This is a genomic window from Propionibacterium australiense (assembly GCF_003666605.1).
Classification (GTDB): Bacteria; Actinomycetota; Actinomycetes; order Propionibacteriales; family Propionibacteriaceae; genus Propionibacterium; species Propionibacterium australiense.
In genome coordinates, this window is sequence record NZ_RCIV01000019.1 from 1 (window position 1) to 22,224 (window position 22,224).

At 70.9% G+C, this 22,224-nt stretch carries 21 protein-coding genes, 1 tRNA gene and 1 riboswitch; of the genes, 8 read left to right on the forward strand and 14 right to left on the reverse strand.

Features of this window, described 5'->3' with window-relative positions:
- Positions 1 to 260: 260 nt before the first annotated feature.
- Positions 261 to 337: transfer RNA gene (locus D9T14_RS11055), tRNA-Ile, on the reverse strand.
- A gap of 45 nt (positions 338 to 382) precedes the next feature.
- The gene (otsB, locus tag D9T14_RS11060) at positions 383 to 1,255 is read right to left on the reverse strand and encodes a trehalose-phosphatase (protein ID WP_121588193.1); all 873 of its coding nucleotides are present in this window, start codon (positions 1,253 to 1,255) and stop codon (positions 383 to 385) included.
- Positions 1,256 to 1,446: 191 nt separating this feature from the next.
- Between otsB and D9T14_RS11065 the strand changes: the two genes are divergently transcribed.
- On the forward strand, positions 1,447 to 2,856 hold the full coding sequence (locus tag D9T14_RS11065) for an alpha,alpha-trehalose-phosphate synthase (UDP-forming) (protein WP_119162677.1): 1,410 nt from the start codon (positions 1,447 to 1,449) through the stop codon (positions 2,854 to 2,856).
- 85 nt (positions 2,857 to 2,941) lie between these two features.
- A riboswitch (cobalamin riboswitch) is annotated at positions 2,942 to 3,119 on the forward strand.
- 172 nt (positions 3,120 to 3,291) lie between these two features.
- Here D9T14_RS11065 and D9T14_RS11070 read toward each other — a convergent pair.
- Entirely contained in the window at positions 3,292 to 3,873 is a 582-nt protein-coding gene (locus D9T14_RS11070; protein ID WP_119162638.1) for a histidine phosphatase family protein, read from the reverse strand.
- Positions 3,874 to 3,902: 29 nt separating this feature from the next.
- On the opposite strand from D9T14_RS11070, the gene cbiB reads away from it, so the two are divergent.
- Genes cbiB through D9T14_RS11105 form a run of 7 tightly spaced genes read left to right on the forward strand, consistent with a single transcriptional unit; the run spans position 3,903 to position 12,103 of the window.
- A complete protein-coding gene (gene cbiB, locus D9T14_RS11075) occupies positions 3,903 to 4,958 on the forward strand; it encodes an adenosylcobinamide-phosphate synthase CbiB (protein WP_119162639.1) in 1,056 nt (351 codons plus the stop codon).
- Positions 4,955 to 6,406: a cobyric acid synthase gene (locus D9T14_RS11080; RefSeq protein WP_119162640.1), complete on the forward strand. Its 1,452-nt coding sequence runs from the start codon at positions 4,955 to 4,957 to the stop codon at positions 6,404 to 6,406. Before cbiB ends, D9T14_RS11080 begins: the two co-directional genes overlap by 4 nt.
- Entirely contained in the window at positions 6,403 to 7,059 is a 657-nt protein-coding gene (gene cobO / locus D9T14_RS11085) for a cob(I)yrinic acid a,c-diamide adenosyltransferase (RefSeq protein WP_119162641.1), read from the forward strand. Before D9T14_RS11080 ends, cobO begins: the two co-directional genes overlap by 4 nt.
- Entirely contained in the window at positions 7,053 to 9,602 is a 2,550-nt protein-coding gene (gene cobBC / locus D9T14_RS11090) for a bifunctional hydrogenobyrinic acid a,c-diamide synthase/histidinol phosphate aminotransferase CobBC (RefSeq protein ID WP_182482079.1), read from the forward strand. Before cobO ends, cobBC begins: the two co-directional genes overlap by 7 nt.
- Positions 9,592 to 10,662, forward strand: a complete 1,071-nt coding sequence (gene cobT / locus D9T14_RS11095; protein ID WP_119162642.1) for a nicotinate-nucleotide--dimethylbenzimidazole phosphoribosyltransferase — start codon at positions 9,592 to 9,594, stop codon at positions 10,660 to 10,662. The genes cobBC and cobT overlap by 11 nt, the downstream gene beginning before the upstream one ends.
- Complete coding sequence (locus D9T14_RS11100) at positions 10,659 to 11,330, forward strand: bifunctional adenosylcobinamide kinase/adenosylcobinamide-phosphate guanylyltransferase (RefSeq protein WP_119162643.1); 672 nt, start codon at positions 10,659 to 10,661, stop codon at positions 11,328 to 11,330. Before cobT ends, D9T14_RS11100 begins: the two co-directional genes overlap by 4 nt.
- On the forward strand, positions 11,330 to 12,103 hold the full coding sequence (locus D9T14_RS11105) for an adenosylcobinamide-GDP ribazoletransferase (RefSeq protein WP_119162644.1): 774 nt from the start codon (positions 11,330 to 11,332) through the stop codon (positions 12,101 to 12,103). Before D9T14_RS11100 ends, D9T14_RS11105 begins: the two co-directional genes overlap by 1 nt.
- Before the next feature lie 72 nt (positions 12,104 to 12,175).
- Here the strand turns inward: D9T14_RS11105 and D9T14_RS11110 are convergent, their stop codons facing one another.
- The 11 genes from D9T14_RS11110 to thrS all read right to left on the reverse strand — a co-directional run bounded on the left by D9T14_RS11110 (position 12,176) and on the right by thrS (position 22,106).
- Complete coding sequence (locus D9T14_RS11110) at positions 12,176 to 13,591, reverse strand: YihY/virulence factor BrkB family protein (protein WP_119162645.1); 1,416 nt, start codon at positions 13,589 to 13,591, stop codon at positions 12,176 to 12,178.
- Positions 13,592 to 13,745: 154 nt separating this feature from the next.
- A complete protein-coding gene (locus D9T14_RS11115) occupies positions 13,746 to 14,303 on the reverse strand; it encodes a MerR family transcriptional regulator (protein WP_119162646.1) in 558 nt (185 codons plus the stop codon).
- A 165-nt stretch (positions 14,304 to 14,468) separates the two neighbouring features.
- Entirely contained in the window at positions 14,469 to 14,945 is a 477-nt protein-coding gene (locus tag D9T14_RS11120) for a bifunctional nuclease domain-containing protein (protein ID WP_119162647.1), read from the reverse strand.
- Positions 14,946 to 14,947: 2 nt separating this feature from the next.
- Positions 14,948 to 15,649: a transcriptional regulator FtsR gene (gene ftsR / locus D9T14_RS11125; protein WP_119162648.1), complete on the reverse strand. Its 702-nt coding sequence runs from the start codon at positions 15,647 to 15,649 to the stop codon at positions 14,948 to 14,950.
- On the reverse strand, positions 15,649 to 16,137 hold the full coding sequence (locus D9T14_RS11130; protein ID WP_119162649.1) for a double zinc ribbon and FHA domain-containing protein: 489 nt from the start codon (positions 16,135 to 16,137) through the stop codon (positions 15,649 to 15,651). Before D9T14_RS11130 ends, ftsR begins: the two co-directional genes overlap by 1 nt.
- Positions 16,138 to 16,204: 67 nt before the next feature.
- The gene (gene gcvH / locus D9T14_RS11135) at positions 16,205 to 16,594 is read right to left on the reverse strand and encodes a glycine cleavage system protein GcvH (RefSeq protein ID WP_119162650.1); all 390 of its coding nucleotides are present in this window, start codon (positions 16,592 to 16,594) and stop codon (positions 16,205 to 16,207) included.
- A gap of 181 nt (positions 16,595 to 16,775) precedes the next feature.
- Positions 16,776 to 17,957 (reverse strand): glycosyltransferase family 4 protein, encoded by a 1,182-nt coding sequence (locus tag D9T14_RS11140; RefSeq protein WP_119162651.1) that lies wholly within the window; start codon positions 17,955 to 17,957, stop codon positions 16,776 to 16,778.
- Entirely contained in the window at positions 17,954 to 18,805 is an 852-nt protein-coding gene (locus tag D9T14_RS11145; RefSeq protein ID WP_119162652.1) for an LpxL/LpxP family acyltransferase, read from the reverse strand. The genes D9T14_RS11140 and D9T14_RS11145 overlap by 4 nt, the downstream gene beginning before the upstream one ends.
- Before the next feature lie 26 nt (positions 18,806 to 18,831).
- Positions 18,832 to 19,458: a phosphatidylinositol phosphate synthase gene (gene pgsA, locus D9T14_RS11150; protein ID WP_119162653.1), complete on the reverse strand. Its 627-nt coding sequence runs from the start codon at positions 19,456 to 19,458 to the stop codon at positions 18,832 to 18,834.
- Positions 19,451 to 20,062 carry an HIT family protein gene (locus D9T14_RS11155; RefSeq protein WP_119162654.1) on the reverse strand — a complete coding sequence of 204 codons (612 nt, stop codon included), beginning with the start codon at positions 20,060 to 20,062 and terminating at the stop codon, positions 19,451 to 19,453. Before D9T14_RS11155 ends, pgsA begins: the two co-directional genes overlap by 8 nt.
- Positions 20,055 to 22,106, reverse strand: coding sequence for a threonine--tRNA ligase (thrS, locus tag D9T14_RS11160; RefSeq protein WP_374955808.1), 2,052 nt, complete (start codon positions 22,104 to 22,106; stop codon positions 20,055 to 20,057). Before thrS ends, D9T14_RS11155 begins: the two co-directional genes overlap by 8 nt.
- Between the last annotated feature and the right edge of the window lie 118 nt (positions 22,107 to 22,224).

Consider the following 22,224-nt stretch of genomic DNA (forward strand, 5'->3'; position numbering starts at 1 on the left):
GGGCGGGCGTCCGGTTGTCTGCGGGAGGCGAGGGTAATTGTGGGTCAGGATCTGGTGGAGGGCTGCCATTGCGGCCGGGGAGAAGCCTGTTGTATGATACATGTGAGGGCCTGTTCTGAGATTGTCGGGTGTTTGGTAACCCAATTATCTCTGTGGCAGGCCCTCACCTTTTATCATGACACGCCCATACTGGTGAAATAGCCTCCAAGATCACCCCTCAAACCAAGAGTTTTGAATAACCCTCAGGAGTTGCGAACTTCTGGTGGGGCGTGTGGGGCTCGAACCCACGACCCAGGGATTATGAGTCCCCTGCTCTGACCTGCTGAGCTAACGCCCCTGGCCGGCGCATCACCGGCTCCTCACAGGCTAGCCGATGAGCGGCTCAGCGCGGGCACAGCCCGTCGACCAGAGCACCGAGCCAGACGGCGACCCCGGCCGGGCCGTCGCACAGCACGTCGGCACGTTCGGCGAGATCCGGCACCTCCGGCGAGCCGGAGACGACCACCGCACCCGGGTGCTCCTCGTCACGCCAGGCGCGCAGCGCGTCAAAGGCCGCGATGTCGCCCCTGTCGTCCCCGCAGAAGGCGAGGGCTGCGGGATCGAGTTCGGCCACCAGTTCACGCACCACGTCGCCCTTGGTCAGGGCACTGGCCCGCAGCTCGATGACGTTGCGGCCCGGCTCGACGACCAGGCCGAGCTCGCCAGCCAGGGCGCGCAGGCCCGGTTCGAGCGCGGCGAGCGCGGCAGCCGGGTCGGCGCACGAGCGGGTGTGCACGCCGATCGCCAGACCCTTGTCCTCCAGTCGCACGCCCTCGACCGGGCCTCCGGCGGCCGCCGATCGGTCGACGAGGGCGGGGATCTGCTGCTTCGCGGCGAGCACGGCCTCGGGCACGGGCGGCACTGTGACCTCGCCGGTGGCGCCGTCCCAGCGCTCCGCCCCGTACTGGCCGAAGACACGCACCCGGTCGGCGTGCGCCAGGTGGTCGAGACCGCTCAGGTCGAGCACCGTGCGCACGGGACGGCCGGTGACGACGGCGACGCACCGGATCCGCCCGGCCAGCGCATCGACGGCGTCCAGTGCCGCGGGCAGGGGCCTGGCGTCCTCGGGGTGTTCGACGATCGGCGCCAGCGTGCCGTCGAAGTCGAGGCAGACCACGGCCCGGTCGGGCCGGCCGGTGATCGTCTGCCGGAGGCGCTCGGCCCAGCACGTCATGGATTGTGCGGCGGGGGCCTGCGGGATGTGTGAACTGCTCATGGGTTCACTGTGCCAGAACACACGGATTCGCCGTGCCGGAAAGCGTGCGGGCCGGCCGAGGCGTCCGTCTTGGTAGCCTTGAGGAAAATCAGCCGAAGTCAAGGGGGTCTTCTCACATGTCACTCGGCCTGACGAGCAGTTCGCCGCAACCCACGCAACCGGACACGCCCTCCCCGGTCGGCCCCGCCGACATGAGCACTCGCGGTGACGCCCAGTTCGTCGTCGTGGCGAACCGCCTCCCCGTCGACCGCACGACCGAGGACGACGGCTCCCAGGGCTGGACAGCCTCCCCCGGCGGCCTCGTGACCGCCCTCATCCCGGTCATGAAGGAGCAGGGCGGCACCTGGGTGGGCTGGGCCGGCTCGGCCGACGAGGACATCGAGCCCTTCACCTTCGACGGATTCGGCGTACAGCCCGTGCCGCTCAGCTCCCAGGAGGTCGCCGAGTACTACGAGGGCATGTCGAACGCCACGTTCTGGCCGCTCTACCACGACTGCGTCGCGCACCCCGAGTACCACCGCGAGTGGTGGGAGTCGTACATGCGGGTCAACGAACGCTTCGCGAACGCCGCCGCAGAGGTCGCCGCTCCCGGAGCGACCGTGTGGGTGCAGGACTACCAGCTGCAGAACGTGCCGGAGCTGCTGCGCGAGATGCGCCCGGACCTGCGCATCGGCTTCTTCCTGCACATCCCCTTCCCCCCGCCCGAACTGTTCCGGCAGCTGCCGTGGCGGGCCCAGGTCGTCCAGGGGCTGCTCGGCGCCGATCTCGTCGGCTTCCAGGACGCGGGTTCCGCCCAGAACTTCGCCGGCCTGTCCCGGCTCATCACCAGCGGACGGCCGCGGCGCGGCGAGATCTACCTGCCGGACGGGCGCACCGTCATCGCCCGCGACTACCCGATCTCCATCGACGCCCAGGAGATGCTCGACCTGTCCCGCACCCCGCAGGTGCGGGAGGCCGCCGCCCAGCTGCGCCGCGACCTCGGTGACCCCGACCACATCTTCCTCGGTGTCGACCGGCTCGACTACACCAAGGGGCTGCGCCACCGGGTGCGGGCCTTCGGCGAGCTGTTCACCTCGGGCCAGCTCGACCCGGAACGCAACGTCTACCTGCAGGTCGCCACTCCGACCCGCGAGAACGTCGAGCAGTACAAGGAACTGCGTTCACAACTGGACGAGATGGTCGGGCGCATCAATTCCTCGGTGGGGCGCATCGGGCGCAGCGCCATCGAGTACCGGCACTCCAGCTATCCGAAGACGGCGCTGGCCGCCATGTACCGCGCCGCCGACGTGGCAGTCATCACACCGTTGCGTGACGGCATGAACCTGGTGGCCAAGGAGTACATCGCCGCTCACGACTCCGACGACGGCTCACTCGTGCTCAGCGAATTCGCCGGCGCGGCCATCCAGCTCAAGCAGGCCTACCTGGTCAACCCTTATGACCTGAACGGCATGAAGAACCAGCTGCTGCGCGCCAGCGGCGACGACCACGCCAACCACGCCCGCCGGATGCGGGCCATGCGCAAGCACGTGTTCCGGCATGACATCAACGAGTGGGCCGCCAACTTCCTGCGTGACCTTGGCGTCCCCACCCAGCTGCTCTGAGCCCCTGCGCTCGCCGGCGTGCCAGTTGCACGATTCGGGTCTCCCCGTCCCACCGGACCCGATCGGTGCCCGATTCCTCCCCGGCGTGTACTAGGGTCTACGGGGTCAGCCGGTCACGGCTGATGCCGCGTTCTCAGCGAAGCCGGTGCGAATCCGGCGCTGTCCCGCAACGGTGATGAGGCCACGTGCCCCGAGCCCGGTCGCCTGAACGTGGCGGTAATCGGCTCCCGGTTGAGGAGAACGGCCCCGGCCGTGTCCTCTCGACCCCACTCGGCGAAGGACGGTCCGGTGATCGGCTATCGCAGCTGCTGCACAACTGGCCCGCACGTGCCCCCAGCCGTGCGCACCGGCCGGGCTCGTGGCTTCGCCGCCCCAGCTGCCGGGCGGTTCCTGCCGACGAATCCCTCACGCGGGCAGCTTCTGCTGACGAATCCCTCACGCGGGCAGCTTCTGCTGCCCGGGCACCCAGGCCAGGTAGGTCACCTGGCCGTGCCGCAGCCGGTCCCAGCGCACCTGGCGGTGGCCCAGGCCGGCGAGTATCGAGGTGAAGCAGCAGCCCATGTCCGAGTGCCCGACGACGATGACACGACTGTTCGCGCCGGCCGCGATCTGGCCGAGGAAGACCCGCAGGCGCGCGTAGACGTCGACGATGGACTCGCCCCCGCCCCAGCGCACCTCCGTGACGTCCAGGCCCGGCGGGGTGCTCTCGGCGGTGAGCGTTCCCGGTTCCGCGCCGTCGAGACGGCCGTGGTTCTGCTCGCGCAGCAGCGCGGTGGTCTTCACCGGAAGACCGGTCGCAAGGGCGATCTGCTCGGCGGTGCGGCGGGCGCGCACCATGTCGGAGCTCCACAGGGCATCGGCGCCCCAGCCCGCGAGTTCCCTGGCGACGGCCTTGGCCTGGGCGCGGCCACGGGACGTGAGATCGGGATCCATCTGCCCACCGAGAACACGCCCGCCGAGATTCCCCTCCGACTCCCCGTGGCGCACCAGTGCGAATTCGATCCGGGCCCGCCTCATGCCAGCAGACTAGTGGGGGTGGGGCGGCCATGACGCGGCGCCTGCACCCCAGCGGGAACGTGTCCGGCGAACCCCGCAGTCACGGGGCCGATGGCCTGGGCAGGGGCCTGGGACTCGCCGCGGGAGTGCTCGCCGACCGTCTTCTCCACGACCCGCCCGACGCCGGCCACCCGGTGGCCTGGTTCGGACGCTGGGCCGGCTGGTTGGAACAGCGCATGTGGGCCGACACGGTGTCCCGCGGCGCCGCCTACTGCCTCATCGCCTGCGCGCCCGCCGCGGCTGCCGGGCTCGGACTGGAGGCGGCCGGCCGGCGCAGCACCCTGGCGCGCATGGTCACCACCGGTGTCACCACGTGGGTGGTGCTCGGCGCCGGCTCACTGGCCCGCGAGGGCCGCACGATGGCCGACCGGCTCGCCTCAGGTGACCTCGACGGGGCCCGCGAGCAGCTCCCCCACCTGTGCGGGCGGCTCGCGGCCGGCCTGGACGAACCGGAGCTGGCCCGCGCCACCGTCGAGTCGATGGCCGAGAACACCGCCGACTCCGCCGTCGCCTCGCTCTTCTGGGGCGCCGTCGGCGGCCTCCCGGCGATGCTCGTCCACCGTGCCGTCAACACGCTCGACGCCATGGTCGGCCACCACAGCGATCGCTACGAGCACTTCGGCGCCTTCTCGGCCCGCCTCGACGACGCCCTCGACCTGGTCCCGGCCCGCATCACCGGCACCCTGGCCTGCGTGCTCGCCCCCGCCGTCGGCGGCGACGCCCGGCGGGCCGCACGCATCATGCTCCGGGACGCCGCCCACCACCCCAGCCCGAACGGCGGATGGTGCGAGGCGGCCTGGGCCGGCGCGCTCGGCGTCCGGCTGGGCGGGCGCAACGTCTACCCGGGCGGGCGCGTCGAGCACCGGGGCCTGCTCGGTGAGGGCCCCCGGCCCGACGGCGCCGCAGTACGCAGGGCCAGCAGGCTCGTCCACCTGGTCAGCGGCGCCGCCGGCGCGCTGGCCGGGCTCGGGGCACTCGCCACCGGCCGGGCCGCCCACCGGACGGCACACCGTCGCGGCGCACGCCGCCGGAAAGGACAATCATGAGTGGTCTCCTCATGACCGGGACGAGTTCGGACGCGGGCAAGTCGGCCCTCGTCACCGGCCTGTGCCGGGCAGCCGCCCGGCGCGGCATCGACGTCGTCCCGTTCAAGGCGCAGAACATGTCGAACAACTCGATGGTCTGCCCCGACGGCGCCGAGATCGGCCGCGCCCAGTACCTGCAGGCGACCGCCGCCGGGGTCGTCCCCACCGCCGCCATGAACCCCGTCCTGCTCAAGCCGGGCACCGATCGCCGCAGCTTCATCGTCCTCATGGGCTCGCCCGCCGGCGAACTCGACGCCGGCGAGTACGCCACCGGCCGCCGCCGGCTCGCCGAGGCGGCCTTCGCGGCCTACGCCGCCCTGGCGGCCGAGCACGAACTGGTCGTCTGCGAGGGCGCCGGCAGCCCAGCCGAGATCAACCTGCGCGCCGGCGACTACGTCAACATGGGCCTGGCCAGGAAGTTCAACCTGCCGACCGTCATCATCGGCGACATCGACCGCGGCGGCGTACTGGCCAGTCTGTACGGCACCTGGGCGCTGCTGGCCGAGGCCGACCGCGCCCTGCTGCGCGGCTACGTCATCAACAAGTTCCGCGGCGACGCCTCGGTCCTCGCACCCGGGCTCGCCGAGATCAGCGCCCGCACCGGCATGACCGGCTACGGTGTCCTGCCCTGGCTCCCCGGCGTGTGGATCGACGGCGAGGACGCCCTCAGCGTCGACCGCTGGGCCCGCGAGGCCGAGCAGGGCCGGGCCGGCCTGCGGGTCGCCGTCATCCGCCTGCCCCGTATCTCCAACGCCACCGACGTCGACGCGCTGGCAGCCGAACCCGGCGTCGACGTGCAGGTGACCGATGACCCGTCCGTGGCCGGGCAGGCCGATCTGCTCGTCCTGCCCGGCTCCCGCTCCACCGTCAGCGACCTGACCTGGCTGAACGAGCGCGGCCTCGGGCAGGTCATCGCCCTGCGCCACGCCCAGGGCCGCCCGGTGCTGGGCATCTGCGGCGGCTACGAGATGCTCGCCCGGCAGCTGGACGACGAGATCGAGTCGGGAAACGGCGTCGTGCCGGGCCTGGGGCTGCTGCCGATGCGGGTGCGTTTCGACGGCGACAAGACCGTCCGCGTCGCCGGTTACGACTACCGGGGCATGAATGTCACCGGCTACGAGATCCACCACGGGGTCTGCGAGATCACCGGCGGAGAACCATTCCTCGACGGCGTGCGCAGCGCCAACACCTGGGGAACCATGCTGCACGGCAGCCTCGAGAACGACGCCTTCCGGCGTGCCCTCCTGTCCGAGGTCGCCGCCCTCACCGGCTCGGGCTGGGCGCCGGACGAGAGCTCCCCTGGGTACGCCCGCCGCCGGGAACAGATGATCGAGACCCTGGCCGACGCGATGGAGGAGAATCTCGACGTCGACGCCCTGCTGGCGCTGGCACTGGAGCGTGCGCGATGAGCAGTGGCCCTGAACTGAACCGCACCGTCGCGAGCCCGGGAATCACCACGGCGGACGCGGCCGCCGGGCACGCGGCGGCCCCGAGCACCGCCCGGCTGCGCCGCAGGGCCCGCCTCATCGTCAACACCGGCGACGGCAAGGGCAAGTCCACCGCCGCCTTCGGCATGGGCCTGCGCTGCTGGGCGCACGGCTGGTCGGTCGGGGTCTTCCAGTTCGTGAAGTCCGGCAAGTGGCCCGCCGGCGAACGGCTCGCCTACGAGCAGCTGGGTGCCCTGCACGAGGCGGAGGGCGTCGGCGGTCCCGTCGAGTGGCAGTGCTTCGGGCAGGGCTGGAGCTGGCTGCGGGGCACCGACCCGGCCGACGACGAGGCCATGGCACAAGCCGGCTGGGCGCACGTGCGGGCCCTCATCGAGACCCAGGCGCACGACGTCTACATCCTCGACGAGTTCACCCACGTCCTGAACAAGGGCTGGGTCGACCCGGCGACGGCCGCGCGCTTCCTCGTCGGCCGACCCGGCGTGCAGCACGTGGTCATCACCGGCCGCGGCTGCCCGCAGCAGATCATCGACGTCGCCGACCTCGTCACCGTCATGGACAAGGTCAAGCACCCCTTCGACAAGGGTGAGCGCGGTCAGGCGGGGATCGAATGGTGAACACCCCGGCATCCCTGGCCCTGCCCCGCATCGTCATCGGCGCGCCGAGCTCGAGCACCGGCAAGACGACCGTGGCGATCGGGCTGATGGCCGCGCTCAGCGCGCGCGGGCAGGCCGTGGCCGGCTTCAAGGTGGGGCCGGACTACATCGACCCCGGCTACCACGCGCTCGCCTGCGGGCGACCCGGACGCAACCTCGACCCCTTCCTGTGCGGCCCCGAACGCATCGTGCCACTGTTCGAGCACGGCGCACTGACCCCGGAACCGGCCGACGTGGCGGTCATCGAGGGGGTCATGGGCATGTTCGACGGCAAGCTCGGCCCCTGGCCCGACGGCGGCGACGACCCGGTGGGCTTCGGCTCGACGGCCCACGTGGCACGCCTGCTGGACGCACCCGTGATCCTCGTCGCCGACACCTCGCACGCCTCCCGCAGCACCGCCGCGGTCTGCGCCGGGATGGCCGCGTTCGACGAGCGCGTCAGGATCGGCGGTGTCATCCTCAACCGGGTGATGAGCCCGCGCGTCGCCGACGAGGTCGAGGCGGGCTGCGCCCGCTTCGGTCTGCCGGTCCTCGGGAGGATCCCCACGAGGCGGCAGGTCCGGGTCGGCTCGCGGCACCTGGGGCTCGTCACGGCCGACGAGCAGGGCGCCCGGGCGCGTGCGGTCGTCGAACAGGCCGGTGACCTGGTCGGCGAGCACGTCGACCTGGACGCCGTGTTGGCCCTGGCGGGCGAGGCCAGCGCGCTCCCCCACGCCCCGTGGGACCCGGCCGCCGAGCTGGCCCGGGTCGGCGGGGGCGCCGTCATCGCCATGGCCGCCGGCCAGGCCTTCACCTTCCGCTACACCGAGACCGCCGAACTGCTCCAGGCGGCGGGCTGCACGGTGGTGCCGTTCGACCCGCTGCTCGACGAGCAGCTGCCCGACGGCACCACCGGCGTCTACCTGGGCGGCGGTTTCCCCCAGATCCACGCCGCCGCACTGACCGCCAACGGCCCGCTGCGCGCCCAGATCCGCGCCCTCGTCGATCAGGGCATGCCCGTCGTCGCCGAGTGCGCCGGCCTGCTGTACCTGTGCCGCAGTCTCGACGGCCTGGCGATGACCGGGGCCCTCGACCTGGACTCGGCGATGACCCCGCGCCTGACGATGGGCTACCACGTGGCCACGGCCGCCACCGACAGCTTCCTCGTGCCTGCGGGCGAGCAGGTCCGCGCCCACGAGTTCCACCGCACGGTCACCGGGGCGAGCCTCGGCGGCGTCCCGCTCGCCCCCGCCTGGCACGTCGACGGCCGCAGCGAGGGCGTCGTCGCCTCCCCCGCCGGCGGCACGGCCAGCGTGCACGCCAGCTACCAGCACCTGCACTGGGCGGGTTGCCCGCAGCTCGCCGAGCGGTTCGCCGCGGCGGCCGCCGGTTTCACCGGGCGTCCCGATCCCGCCACCGAACCGGCGATCGGCGCCCTGCCGGGTACCGTCGACCTGTGCCACCACGGCGACCAGGACCTGGTGCCCGGCACCACGGACCTGGCCGTCAACGTGCACGCGCCGGCTCCCCCCTCCTGGCTCGTGCGCGAACTCACCGCCCGCACCGACGGCTGGGGCCGCTACCCAGACGCCGAACCCGCCCGCCTCGCCGTCGCCGCCCGGCACGGCGTGGCGCCGGAGCAGGTGCTCATCACGGCCGGCGGCTCCGAGGCGTTCAGCCTCATCGCCGCGGCGCTCGCACCGGCATGGGCCACCGTCGTGCACCCGCAGTTCACCGAACCAGAGGTGGCGTTGCGCGCCAAGGGCCACCCTGTCGGGAGACTCGTCCTGCGGCCGCAGGAGGGGTTCACCCTCGATCCCGGACGCGTCCACCCGCGCAGCGACCTGGTCGTCGTCGGCAACCCGACGAACCCCACGAGCGTCCTGCACCCCACCCGGACGCTGCTCGGCCTGCGCGCCCCGGGCCGCGTCCTCGTCGTCGACGAGGCCTTCATGGACTGCGTACCCGGCGAACCGGACTCGCTCATCGGCCCCGCCATGACGGGCCTGCTCGTCGTGCGCTCACTGACGAAGACCTGGTCGATTCCCGGGGTGCGCATCGGCTACGTCGTCGGTGACCCGGACCTGGTGGCCCGGCTCGCGGCGCACCAGCCCCCCTGGTCGGTCTCGGCCCCCGCCGTCGACGCCGCCGTCGCCACGGCGGCACCGGAGGCCCTCGCGTTGACCCGGCGACAGGCCCGCGCGACGGCCCGCGACCGGGATGTCCTCGTCTGCGAGCTCACCAGGATCGGCGTGACCACGGTGCCCGCACCGGCCGGCCCCTTCGTCCTGGCCGATCTGCGCGGGCACGACCCGCAGCGGCTGCGGGCGCAGCTGCGCGACGCCGGATTCACCGTGCGCGGCGGCGAGTCCTTCCCCGGGCTGGGGGCCGGCTGGCTGCGGCTGGCCGTGCGCGACCCGGACACGAGCAGGGCCTTCGTCAGAGCCCTGGAGTACCACCTCGCCCACGTGGACGGCGAGGACCACAACAAGGATCAAGGAGCGGACAGAACACATGAGTGGTGAGACACTGCGACAGACCATCGAGACGATCGGGCCCCTCGACGAGGACGCCCAGGCGAAAGCCCTGGCCTGGCAGGACGACCTGACGAAGGTGCCGGGTTCACTCGGCGACCTAGAGGCCTTCGGCGTGCAGCTGTGCGCCATCTCGGGCCAGTGCCCGCCCCCGGTCCCGGACCCCGCTTTCGTCGGCGTCTTCGAGGGCGACCACGGAGTGCAGACCAACAAGGTCTCGCCCTGGCCCCAGGAGATCACCTACACGATGGGGGTGAACCTGGCCTCCGGTGGGGCCGCCGTCAGCGTCCTGGCCCGCCACGCTGGCGCCGGCTACCGGCTCTACAACGTGGGCGGCCTCAAGGAACTCCCCGAGGACGAGCACATCGTCAACTGCCGTGTCGCAGTCGGCACCGCTGACCTCACCCAGGGGCCGGCGATGACCCGCGAACAGGCCACCCAGGCCCTCGAGATCGGCATCGGGGCCGCGCGGGACGCCATCTCGGCCGGCGCGCGGGCACTCGTGCCCGGCGAGCTCGGCATCGGCAACACCACCCCGGCGGCCGCCCTCATCGCCGCCTACACGGGCCGCTCCGCCAAGGACGTCACCGGCCGTGGGGCCGGCGCGGACGACGAGATGCTCGCCCGCAAGACGCGCACCGTCGAGCAGGGCCTGGCGGCCAACCGCGTCACCGAGCAGGACGCCCTGGGCATCCTGGCCGGCGTCGGCGGGTTCGAGCACGCCGCGATGGCGGGGTTCATCCTGGGTGGCGCCGCCTCCCGCGTCCCGGTCGTCCTGGACGGCGTCATCGCGGTCTCGGCCGCCCTCGCCGCCGTCGCCCTCGCCCCCCGGGCCAGGAGCTACCTGTTCGCAGGCCATCTGGGGCCAGAACCCGGTCTGGCAGTCGGTCTCGAGGCGCTCGGCCTGACCCCGCTCCTCCAGCTCGGCATGCGTCTGGGTGAGGGGTCCGGTGCCGCGCTGGCCCTGCCCGTCCTCGCCGCAGCAGCGAAGATCATGCGTGAGATGTCCCACTTCTCCGACGGCCAGGTGAGCGCGGAGAAGGACGTATGAGCCGTTTCACCATCGAGCTGCCCGACGATGACCCGCGCACCGGGGCCCTCGTCGAGGCGCTGCAGGCGTTCGGGGCCCGCCTCGGCCCCGCCGGGGGGCGCCGGACCCTCGTCACGGGCGGGGCGCGCTCAGGCAAGTCGAGCTACGCCGAGTCGCTGCTCGCCGCCGCCCCGGTGGTCGACTACGTGGCCACGAGCGAACGCAACGAGGACGACCCCGAGTGGATGGCGCGCATCGCCGCTCACGTGGCCCGCCGACCCGCCGGCTGGCACACGATCGAGACGCTCGATGTCGCCGCCGTGCTGGCCGCTGACGGCCCGCCGGTGCTGGTGGACTGCCTGAGCGTGTGGCTGACCCGCGTCCTCGACGAGGCCGGCTTCTGGACCGACCGCGAGACGGCCGAGCCGGCGGTGCGGGCGCGCGTCGGCGAACTGGCCGCGGCCCTGGAGACCAGCCGGCGCACCGTGGTGCTCGTCACCAACGAGGTCGGTTCCGGGATCGTCCCGGCCGGCGCGGGCAGCCGGGGTTTCCGGGACTGGCTGGGCATTCTCAACGCCACCATCGCCGACCGGTGCGACCGTGTCGTCCTGTGCGTGGCGGGCCGCGCCCTCGACCTGCCCGCCACGACCACACTCCCCTGCCCGGTCAGCGGCCAGGAGCGGCCCTGATGGCCAGTGGTTTCGTCACCGCGTGGGCGATGTTCACCGTCATCCCGGCTCCGGCGGTGGACGATTTCAGCCGACCGGCCTGCGCGAGGGGGATGCGGATGATCCCCGTCATCGGCCTGTGCCTGGGGCTGCTGGCCGGTACCGCGGCGGCCCTCGTCGAGTTGCTCGACGGCGGCAGACTGCTCACCATGGCGGCCGGCCTGGCGGTGCTGGCACTGACCAACGGCTGTTTCCACCTGGACGGCCTGGCGGACACGGCCGACGGCCTGGGCTCCCGCAAGCCCCCGGACGAGGCGCTGCGCATCATGAAGAAGTCCGACATCGGCCCGATGGGTGTCGTCGCCGTCGTCGGCGTCCTCGCCCTGGAGCTCGCCGCCGCGGCCTCCCCCCACCTGGCGGGCTGGCGCGGTGTCTGGGCGCTCGTGACGATGCCGATGGTGGCCCGCACTGGCGCCGTCCTGGCCAGCCGCCGCGGGGTCCCGGCCGCCCCGACGAGCAGCCTCGGCAGGCTCTTCGCCGACCTCACGACACCGGCGACGCTGGCCCTGGACCTGGCGGGGGTGCTCGTCGTCTCGGCGGTCAGTGGCTGGCTGCTGTTCGGCGTGCGCACCGCGATCGCGGCCGTCGTGGCCTGCGCGCTCGCCTGGCTCGTCGAGGCACTGTGGCAACGTCATCTGCTGGCCCGGCTGGGCGGCATCACCGGCGATGTCTTCGGCTCGCTCATCGAGCTGACCGGACTGGCCTATCTGCTCACCGTGGCGGTCACCGCCTGAGGCGGCCGCACCGGCCGGGGAACCCGCATCCGGTTGACCGGCCGGCCCGGCGCGGACACGCGGGGCGGGCCGTCACTCGCGCCGCGATGCCCTGCGGCGGGCCAGCAGCCGGCCGAGGAGCCGGGGCAGGAGGGCCCCGGCGCCCAGTCCGGCGGCCAGGCCGCTCAGCCAGCCGCTGCGGGCGCGACGTTCACCCCTGCGTTCGCTCGTGGCCGGTGACGGGTTGGTGGGACTCCACGAGGTCCGCTGCGCCAGCCGTTCCGGGAGCCGCTGCCGCGCGCCGCGGCCATGCCCGCCACCGACGACCGGTGCGCGGTGCGTCATCGCGTCGGCGGGTGGGCCGCCCAGCCCCGACATGAGACTGCCCATGACGGTGTCGAGGACGTAGACGGTGTTGCGGCGTGCGGCCGCGCCCGGATCCGTGTCCTCGGTCTGGCGGCGGGCGCGGTCCTCGTCCGCGGCGTCCCAGTGCCCCGGCACGGTGACCACGTCGTCGTGGTGCCGCAGCGGCTGATCGAAATCGCTCCAGCGCCGGGCCACCGCCGGCTGGTTGGCGGTCGCGATCCAGCACGCGACGTACAGGATGAGCCGGGCGAAGACGTTGAGGAACAGCAGGGCCACGACGAAGGATGCGCCCCACAGGGCGGCACTGCGGTTGCGGGCGAACATCGCCGCCAGCGTGCCGGCCCCGGCCTGCAGCACCCAGAACATGACGGCGGCGATCAGCGAGCCGCGCCGCACCGATCGCCTCGGGGCCCTGTTCTCGGCCGGCAGCACCGTGAAGAAGGCGAAGAAGAGCATCCACCCGGAGGCCAGCGAGACGGCGGCGGACACCAGTCTGACCAGCCAGTTCGACAGCCCGAGGGCGTTGAAGGGCAGCAGGTGGACCAGGTCCTCGCCCCAGGTGATGAACACCGTGCTGGCCGCGAGGTCCAGCAGGATCAGCACGATGAAACAGATGAGCTGCCCCATGTTGATGAGCACCTCGGTGAGGAAGAAGTGCCTCTTCTCGTTCGTGTCGAACTCGGGCCGCCACATGGCGCGGATGGCGCCCTTGACGTTGCCCACCCAGCCGGCGCCGGCCCACAGGGCCACCGCGGTGGCGACCAGTCCGACGGCCTGCCAGTTGTACAGGTACTGGTCGACGTAGCTCAGGATCGTGTCACGCACCGGACCCGAGTAGACGTTGCGGGTGATGATCTCCTTCACCTGCACGAGCCAGGACGGCCGGATGCGTGTGAGGACGAATCCCAGGCCGCTGAACGCGAACATGAGCACCGGCACGACGGCCAGCACGCTGAAGTAGGTGATGCCGCCGGCGAACTGGTTGCCGAGGCGGTTGTTGAACCGCTCGTTGGTGCGCCACAGGTGAGCGACGATCCGATTGCGCGCAGCCCAGCCCAGGAGACGGTTGACGTTACCGGCCGGTCCCCGGACGGTCTCGGCCGCGGATGCCGGGGCGGGCAGCGCGTGGTAGACCCGACTCATCGACCACCACCGTCGGTGCAGGCCCCGGCCGCGGCCGGGCCGGCGGCAGCACGCCCGCGAGACTCCACCGCGGCTGGAGCAGGATCCATGGGGACGAGTCTAACGGGACGGCGAATCTCCCCCTGGAGACGCGACGGAGAGCAGGCGACGGCCGTCAGTTCGCGGCAGCGCGCCGGCGGCGTGCCAGCTCGTCGTCGCCACTGGTCAGGTCGGTGCGTTCGGTGGGCAGCTCGGTGAGCGAACCCTCCAGGTCACGCACGACACCATCCAGCGTGATGGCGAACATGCCCTGGCCGCCGCGCAGCAGGTCGAGTACCTCGTGCTCGCTCGTGCATTCGTAGACGGAGACGCCGTCACTCATCAACGTGATGCCGGTGAGGTTCTCGTCACCACGGGCGCGCAGGTGGTCGATGGCCTTGCGGATCTGCTGCAGCGAGATGCCGGCGTCGAGCAGGTTCTTGACCACGCGCAGCATGAGGATGTCCCGGAACGAGTAGAGCCGCTGCGTGCCCGAGCCGTCGGCGGACCGGATGCCAGGGGTGACCAGGCCGGTACGGGCCCAGTAGTCGAGCTGGCGGTAGGTGATGCCTGCGGCCGAGCAGGCGACGGGACCTCGGAAACCCGCGTCCTCGGGGACCGCCGAGAAGTCACCCTCGAAGAGTGCGTCCTGCACGAGGACGGACGACGGGGCCTCGGGAACGGGGTTGGTCACAATGGCCTCTTTCGTCGGATGGACAGCCTCGCACGAGCGGCTGCACACCTGACGGTAAGCGCCGAGCCCTCGTCCGTGCAATCTTCCGGGTCCGGCGTGTCGGGCGGGCCCAGGCCGCAGCCGCTGCCCCGAGAGCCCTCGAATCCTCTCCCGAACCGCATGTGACTAGGGACTGTCCTCACCGAAGTCATCCGCCTCGACCTTGTCGAGGAAGTTCTTGAACTCCTCGATGACGTCGCTGTCGCCCTCGAAAGCCTCAACGGCCAGTTGAGTCATGAGCTCGTCGGGGCACTCGAGCGGGAAACCCATCGTGTGGGAGAGGACGGCGATGTCCGAGAGCCGTCCGGGAACCGGTGCGCCGTCGATGACGAGCTCGGCGCTGAAGACGCCGTCGGACCATCCGGTGACGCGGCCGGTCAGCTCGTGCTCCCCGGTCACCGCCAGGGCCTGGGCGAAGAGCTCGTAGGTCCGCAGGCTCGGGTCGTCCCGGCTGTCGGGATCGGCCGCCGCGAACAACGCGGCAGCGACCTGGGCATCGACCCAGACCAGGAGGAAACGGCTGGTCCAGGCCTGGCCGAGCATGAGCACGGGCTGCTCGCTGGACTCCATCAGCTGCACCCCGACGATTGACAGTGTGACCATGATCAGTGCTCCAGGATCGTCTGGACGAGCGCGGCGTGGGCGTGGACGACCAGATTGGCGAGTTCGGCGATCACCTGGCTGTTGTTCCCGCCACGGCGTGACAGCGGCAGGGCGCCCTGTTCGATGAGCCCCGCCTCGTGCTCGGCGGCCTGCTTGATGGCTCGCATGTGGCGGGTGTCCATGCCGTAGTCCTGCAGGCGGCGTGCCACGACGCAGATCATGAGGGCATCACGCCCGTAGTACATGGAGTTGCGCCGCGGCAGCACCATCTGCTGTCGTTCCAGCTCGATGAGGGTGGCCTCGGGCAGACCTGATTCGCGGATGAGTTCACGCCGGGTCAGGCGCACCGTCTTGGGGGTCCGCTGCGCGGTGGTCGCCGTGGGCGCCGGATCCTCGGCGGGTCCTGACTGGGCCGGAGGCTGCGGGGGATTCTCGGCCGCAGGCGGCTGCTGGCCGGCGTCCATCATCTCCAGGTGCTCGCGGATGACCTTCAGGGGCAGGTACTGGTCGCGCTGGACGCGAAGAATGTACCGCAGCCGGTCGATGTCGGCCGGGGAGTACTTGCGGTAACCGGAAGGGGCCCGCTCGGGCGAGACGAGTCCTTCGGTCTCAAGGAAACGGATCTTCGAGATCGTGATGTCGGGAAACTCGGCCTTGAGGGTCTCGACCACACGGCCGATACCGACGAGCTGAGCCGGGGGCATCAGCGAAGTCCGAGCTCACTCACGAAGAAGACCATCCGGAACTTCCCGATCTGCACTTCCTCACCGTGGCGCAGGACGGCCGAGCCGTCGACGAGGGTCCGGTTCACATAGGTGCCGTTGAGACTGCCCAGGTCCGTGATCGTCACGCCGTCCCGGCCCATGACGAACTTGGCGTGGTGCCGTGACACCGTGATGTCGTCGAGGAAGATGTCGCAGTCGGGGCTGCGACCGGCCAGCGTCTCTGGCTGGTCGAGCAGATAGCGGGCACCGACGTCGGGGCCACGGGTGACGACGAGCAGGGCATGGCCGGCGGGCAGCGCGTGCACCGCGGCGGAGTCCTCGGCGCTGATCTCGGCGTGGGGGGCATCCTCGTCGATGGCCGGGATGACCGACGTGGTGTCGGACGCGGTGCTCAGCCGCTCGCCGCACTGGGCGCAGAAATTGCTGCCGTCGGCGTTCTCGTGGCCGCACTTGGCGCAGATCATCATGATGTGACTCCCCCGTCGGACGCTGTGGCTTGGCCCTGCCACCATGGTAGCGGGAACCGGTGGCTGGCTACTGCTGCACGAGACCGGCACGTCCGGCCGCGTCGAGCAGATCGTCGGTGCCGGACTGTTCGGCCAGCTCGACCTCGAACAGCCAGCCCTCGCCGTACGGCGAGGCGTTGATGGTCTCAGGCGCGGCGATGACGGTCTCGTTGACGGCGCTCACCACACCAGTGACGGGCGAGTGGACGTCGCGGACCGAGGTCGTCGATTCCAGCCCGCCGCAGGCGTCACCGGCGACGAGCTCGTTGCCGACGGTGGGCAGGTCGACATGGACGACGTCCCCCAGGGCATCGACCGCACCGTCGGTGATACCGACGCGGACGATCGCGCTGCCCTCCTCGAAGCGAACCCACTCGTGCTCGCTGCTGTACCGAAGTCCAGCCGGGAACTGCGCCATGTCCTCACCCTTCCGGCAGAGCCTGAAGCCTCCGGCGCGCCCGCAGTGGAGCCGCGGTCGCGCGTGCGGCAGGTGAGCGCGGGCCCACCTGCCGCACAGTCAATCATCGTCCCGGACGGACGGTCCACCCGGGCACGCACCGCCAGACACTGTACACAAGAAGTGCACAGGAAATGCTCGGTCAGGGACGCAGGGCGCCCCGCCGGGAGGAGCGGGTGCGCAGGCTCGGGAACCTCCAGCGGCTGCTCAGCCGCATCCTCGCCGAGTTGAGCCGTGCGGTGCGGTACATCTGCACGATCTGCGGGCCGATCTGGGACCAGTCGAAACGGGCGGCCTGGGCCCTGCCGCGCTCCAGACGCAGGTCGCGGGGCTCGGACAGGCTGCGCAGGATCGCCCGTGAGGCGCTGGCCGAGTTGCCGTTGCGGAAGACGTGACCGACGATGCCCTCGTCGTCGGTGAGGACGTCGACGAAGGCCGGCAGGTCGGAGGCGACGACAGGGGCACCGCAGGCCAGTGCCTCCAGCAGCACGATGCCGAAGCTCTCCCGGCCGGTCTGCGGGGCGATGTAGACGTCGGTGTGGCCCAGCCAGTAGTTGCGGGCCTCGTCGTCCAGTCCGCCGAGGAAGCGCACGCCCTGCTCCGAGCGCGCCGACCCCGAGCCGATGACGATGACGTCCAGGTCGGGGAACTGGGCCCGTACCAGGGGAAGCGCCGGGGTGAGCACCTCGAAGCCCTTGCGGGGCTCGTCGTAGCGGCCGAGGAAGGTCAGGCGCGGCGCGTCCCCGCCCCGCCAGCGGCCCTGGACGGGTTCCAGCGGGTAGTCGTCCACGTGGATGCCGTTGCCGATGATCACCGGGTTGACGCCGGAGTGCTCGTGGGCCACTTTCGCGGCGGCCTCGGAGACCGCGATCGAGGCGTCGATGCGGCTGACGACGCTCGGCAGGATCGAGTTGACCATCCTGATGGCCCGCAGCGTCGGCATCGCCGTGTGGAACGTGGTGATGACCGGACGGTCCGTCAGGTAGAGCGCCATCAATCCGATGTTGGGGCCGATGGGCTCGTGCAGGTGCACGACGTCGAAGTGGCCCGAGTCGAGCCACCGCTTGACCTTCGCGGCCGGGCCCGGGCCGAAGTTGATCCTGGCCACCGATCCGTTGAAGTTGATCGGGACGGCGTGCCCGGCGCTGGTGAACTCCTCCGGGTGCAGGCCGGTCTCTGCCAGCAGGGCAGGGCTCGCCTGGCCCGGGGCCAGGATCGAGACCTCGTGGCCGTGCTTCTTGAGCCAGCAGGCCAGTCCGAGGACATGATTCTGCACGCCACCGGGATACGTGAAGGAATAGGGGCAGACGATCCCCACCCTCATGCGCTCACCCCCTTGAAGAATCTCTGCAGCATGAGCCAGCTCACGGTGTGCCCGCTGACCTGCTCGCTGAAGAAATCGGCCAATTCTTGCATGATGAGCGGCAATCCGTCAGCCCCGTGGGCCACCTTCAGTGGTTCGGTGACGAGGACGTGGAGCCTGCCGAGCCGGTCGAACCAGGTCACCACGCCGAACAGGGGGCGATGGCTCTGCTGGGCCAGGAGCCCGGCCCCGGGGGGCATCGTGATCTCGGCGTCCCCGCCGGGCAGCTGCCAGGTGACCGGCACGCCCCTGCGGCTGAAGTCACGGTCGGCGACGAGGCAGACGACACGGCCCTCGTCCAGGTCGGCGCGCAGCCGCGGGAAGACTGAACGATCCTTGACGTTGTAGATGCGGAAACCGAGCCTGCTGCGCAGATCACGGAAGTACTCGAACTGGCCATCGGGCAGCCCCTCCGCGACCGAGCTGACCGGCAGCCCCTCGAGGCAGGCGAAGGCACCCACGAGGTCCCAGCTGCCCATGTGCGGAAGGGCCGCGACGATACCGCCCTCCTCGTGGACGGCCTTGAGGCGCTCCCAGGCGTCGGGGTTCTCCAGGACGATACGGCGGCGGATGCGGCGTTCGCTCCACCCGGCGAGCTGGAGCGAGATCATCGTGTTCTCCATCCAGCCGGTCATTGCCCGATAGGTGGCTCGCGGTCCGGGCGCACGCCCCTGGACGCGCTCGTAGTTGAGTTGCCACTGGCGCACGGTCCGGTTGGGCCTCAGGACGAGCACGGCCGCCCCGATGACGCTGACGGGACGCCAGAACCACCCTGGCAGGTGCGCCCCGGCCTTGAGGACCATCAGCATGCTGGGTCGGTGGTGGCGACGGGCGCTCACTCCAGGCGCTCCCCGGCCTGCGACGGGGCCTTGGTGGCACGGCGGACGAGCATCATGCGCTGGGCGACGGTGATGACCCCGGCGATGGCCAGGATGATGAGGCAGACCGGCAGCCCCCAGTCGACGCCGATCCCGGTGAGCATGGCACCGAGCAGGCTGAGGAGCAGACGGTCGGCGCGACCGGCCAGACCACCGTTGACCTCGTAGCCGAGGGACTCGCCGCGGGCCTTGGTGTAGCTGGTCACCTGGCCGAGCACGAGGGTGGCGAGAGCCAGCCCCGCCCACCAGACGTTGTTGCCGGCGCCGACGAAGTAGAGCGCCAGGCCACCCATGACCGCCCCGTCGGCGATGCGATCGAGGGTGCTGTCGAGGAAGGCGCCCCAGTCCGAGCTCCGGCCGCTGGTGCGCGCCATGATGCCGTCCAGCGAGTCGGAGAAGATGAAGACGAGCAGCAGCAGGACGCCCTGCCACAGCCACCCGTTCGGGAAACAGATCAGCGAGACCGCGACGACTCCGATGGTGCCCGCCCAGGTGACCATGTCGGGCGTGACACGGGCCTTGAGCAGGGCGAGTGCGATCGGTGACATGACCTTCGTCCAGCGGGAGCGAAGATGCTCAAGCATGCGTGACCTCCTGGTGTGGGCCGAACAGTTCGGCCCACGCATCGGTGAAGAGCCTGCGCGTGTCGGACAGGAGCTGGGGGACGGCCTTGGTCCGTCCGACGATGGGCAGGAAATTCGTGTCCCCAAGCCATCGAGGCACGACGTGCTGGTGGAGGTGAGCGGCGATACCGGCGCCCGCGGCCTCACCCTGGTTCATACCGATGTTGAACCCGGCGGGGGCCGAGACGTGCCTGGCGACCGTGACGGCCTGCTTGGTCAGCTGGGCGATCTCACCGGCCTCGTCCTCGGTGGTGTTCACGTACCCGGCCACGTGCCGGTAGGGGCAGACGAGCAGGTGCCCGGGGTTGTAGGGGTACAGGTTGAGCACGACGAAGGCCGTCCGGCCGCGCCGGACGATGAGCGAGGCCTCGTCGTCGCCGATCCGCGGCGCCCGGCAGAAGGGGCACTGCGGGCCGGCCCCGGAGTCGCTCGGCTTGCCCTCACCGCCGACGTAGCCGGCCCGGTGCGGGGTCCACAACCGCTGAAGGGCGTCAGGGACGCCGGGCAGGTTCTCGACCCACTCGACGGCCCCGGCTGTGGTGCCCGGGGGCTCCGGCTCACTCACCTGAGTTCGCCTGCCCCGGTGCCGTCGGGTCCTCGTTGGCGCGTGCGGCGATGTGCCCGACGATCCGGTCGACGGCCTCGTCGACGTCGACGCCGTTGAACTGGCTGCCGTCACGGAAACGGAAGCTGACCGCGCCGGCCGCGCGGTCGCTCTCCCCCGCGATGAGCATGAAGGGCACCTTCTGCCGGGTGGCGTTGCGGATCTTCTTCTGCATCCGGTCGTCGGAGTCGTCGACCTCGACACGCACCCCCCTGGTCTTGAGCCTGGCGGCGACCTCGTGCAGGTAGTCGTTGAACTCGCCGGCGACCGGGATGGCGACGACCTGGACCGGGCTCAGCCAGGCCGGGAAGGCCCCGGCGTAGTGCTCGGTGAGCACGCCGATGAAGCGCTCTACCGAGCCGAGCTTGGCGGAGTGGATCATCACGGGGCGCCGACGCGAACCATCGGAGGCGGTGTACTCCAGGTCGAAGCGCTCGGGCTGGTTGAAGTCGTACTGGATGGTCGACATCTGCCAGGTGCGGCCGATGGCGTCCTTCACCTGGACCGAGACCTTCGGCCCGTAGAAGGCGGCCCCGCCCGGGTCCGGCACGAGCTGCAGACCGGTGGCCCGGCAGGCCCGTTCGAGGACCCGGGTTGCTTCCCGCCAGTCCTCGTCCGAGCCGATGAACTTGTCCTTGTGGGAGCCCTCCTCGTCACGGGTGGACAGTTCCAGGTAGAAGTCGTCCAGCCCGAACGCCTCGAGAATGGACAGGAAGAAGGCGATCTGCTCGGTGATCTCCGTCTCGGCCTGCTCGGGCGTGCAGTAGGTGTGGGAGTCGTCCTGGGTGAATCCGCGCATCCGGGTCAGGCCATGGACGACACCGGACTTCTCGTAGCGGTAGTCGCGGCCCATCTCGAAGAAGCGCAGCGGCAGTTCCCGGTAGGAACGCCCGCGGGAACGGAAGATGAGGTTGTGCATCGGGCAGTTCATGGCCTTGAGGTAGTAGTCCTGGCCCGCCCTGGTGAGTTCACCGTCCGCGTCGTGTTCCTCGTCCACGGTCATCGGCGGGAACATCGTGTCGGCGTAGTAGGGCAGGTGGCCCGAGGTGTGGAAGAGGCCGCCCTTGCTGATCTCGGGGGTGTGAACGAAGTCGAAGCCGGCTTCGAGGTGGCGGCCGATCACATAGGACTCGATCTCGTGGCGCAGGATGCCGCCCTTGGGGTGGAAGACCACCAGGCCGGGACCGATCTCCTCGGGGAAGCTGAACAGATCGAGTTCGGCGCCCAGTTTCCGGTGGTCGCGCCGGGCGGCCTCGGCCATGCGCTCCTGGTATGCCTTGAGGTCCTCTCTGCTGGCCCAGGCGGTGCCGTAGACGCGCTGCAGCGTGTCCCTGCTCTGGTCCCCGCGCCAGTAGGCGGCGCTGGTGCGGGTCAGGGCGACGGCCTTGATGTAGCCGGTGTGCGGCACGTGCGGGCCACGGCACAGGTCCTTCCAGGCGACGGTGCCGTCGCGGCGGACGTTGTCGTAGATGGTCAGTTCTGCGCCGCCCACCTCGACCTGCGAACCGTCCTGCACCCCGGGGCGGCCCTTGTCCGTGATCAGCTCGATCTTGAAGGGCTCGTCGGCCTCCTCGCTGAGGGCCTGTTCCTCGGTGACGACGCGACGAACGAAGCGCTGACGCTGCTTGATGATCGTCTGCATCCTCTTCTCGACGGCCTTGAGGTCCTCCGGGTTGAGCGGATCGGTCTTGAAGTCGTAGTAGAAGCCGTCGGTGATGGGCGGGCCGATGCCGAGGCGGGCCTGCGGGAAGATCTCCTGCAGCGCCTGGGCGGTCACGTGCGCGGCGGAGTGACGAATGATGGCCAGCCCCTCCTCGCTGGCGGCCAGGACCGGTTCGATCCGGTCACCGTCGGACAGTTCGGTGGCCAGGTCGCAGGTCTCGCCGTTGACGCGCATGGCGACGACGGACTTGTCATCGCCGAACAGGTCGAGGCCCGTGCTGCCCGCACCGACCACCTTCGGCTCATCCTGGCGATCACTGGCGATGATGACTGATACCGACACTTCTGTTCCTTTCGGCGGCGAACCGGGCCGCCCGTGGTCGATCACCCGCCTGCGGCGGGAAGCAGTCCCATGCTGGGACCTCGTACATTCTGCCCCATTGAGCTGGCCGTACGGCGGA

Bases quoted from the DNA above. Each gene is read 5' to 3' on its own strand.
- otsB (WP_121588193.1), bottom strand. From the start codon at position 1,255: ATGAGCAGTTCACACATCCCGCAGGCCCCCGCCGCACAATCCATGACG.
- D9T14_RS11065 (WP_119162677.1), top strand. From the start codon at position 1,447: ATGAGCACTCGCGGTGACGCCCAGTTCGTCGTCGTGGCGAACCGCCTC.
- D9T14_RS11070 (WP_119162638.1), bottom strand. From the start codon at position 3,873: ATGAGGCGGGCCCGGATCGAATTCGCACTGGTGCGCCACGGGGAGTCG.
- cbiB (WP_119162639.1), top strand. From the start codon at position 3,903: ATGACGCGGCGCCTGCACCCCAGCGGGAACGTGTCCGGCGAACCCCGC.
- D9T14_RS11080 (WP_119162640.1), top strand. From the start codon at position 4,955: ATGAGTGGTCTCCTCATGACCGGGACGAGTTCGGACGCGGGCAAGTCG.
- cobO (WP_119162641.1), top strand. From the start codon at position 6,403: ATGAGCAGTGGCCCTGAACTGAACCGCACCGTCGCGAGCCCGGGAATC.
- cobBC (WP_182482079.1), top strand. From the start codon at position 7,053: ATGGTGAACACCCCGGCATCCCTGGCCCTGCCCCGCATCGTCATCGGC.
- cobT (WP_119162642.1), top strand. From the start codon at position 9,592: ATGAGTGGTGAGACACTGCGACAGACCATCGAGACGATCGGGCCCCTC.
- D9T14_RS11100 (WP_119162643.1), top strand. From the start codon at position 10,659: ATGAGCCGTTTCACCATCGAGCTGCCCGACGATGACCCGCGCACCGGG.
- D9T14_RS11105 (WP_119162644.1), top strand. From the start codon at position 11,330: ATGGCCAGTGGTTTCGTCACCGCGTGGGCGATGTTCACCGTCATCCCG.
- D9T14_RS11110 (WP_119162645.1), bottom strand. From the start codon at position 13,591: ATGAGTCGGGTCTACCACGCGCTGCCCGCCCCGGCATCCGCGGCCGAG.
- D9T14_RS11120 (WP_119162647.1), bottom strand. From the start codon at position 14,945: ATGGTCACACTGTCAATCGTCGGGGTGCAGCTGATGGAGTCCAGCGAG.
- ftsR (WP_119162648.1), bottom strand. From the start codon at position 15,649: ATGCCCCCGGCTCAGCTCGTCGGTATCGGCCGTGTGGTCGAGACCCTC.
- D9T14_RS11130 (WP_119162649.1), bottom strand. From the start codon at position 16,137: ATGATGATCTGCGCCAAGTGCGGCCACGAGAACGCCGACGGCAGCAAT.
- gcvH (WP_119162650.1), bottom strand. From the start codon at position 16,594: ATGGCGCAGTTCCCGGCTGGACTTCGGTACAGCAGCGAGCACGAGTGG.
- D9T14_RS11140 (WP_119162651.1), bottom strand. From the start codon at position 17,957: ATGAGGGTGGGGATCGTCTGCCCCTATTCCTTCACGTATCCCGGTGGC.
- D9T14_RS11145 (WP_119162652.1), bottom strand. From the start codon at position 18,805: ATGCTGATGGTCCTCAAGGCCGGGGCGCACCTGCCAGGGTGGTTCTGG.
- pgsA (WP_119162653.1), bottom strand. From the start codon at position 19,458: ATGCTTGAGCATCTTCGCTCCCGCTGGACGAAGGTCATGTCACCGATC.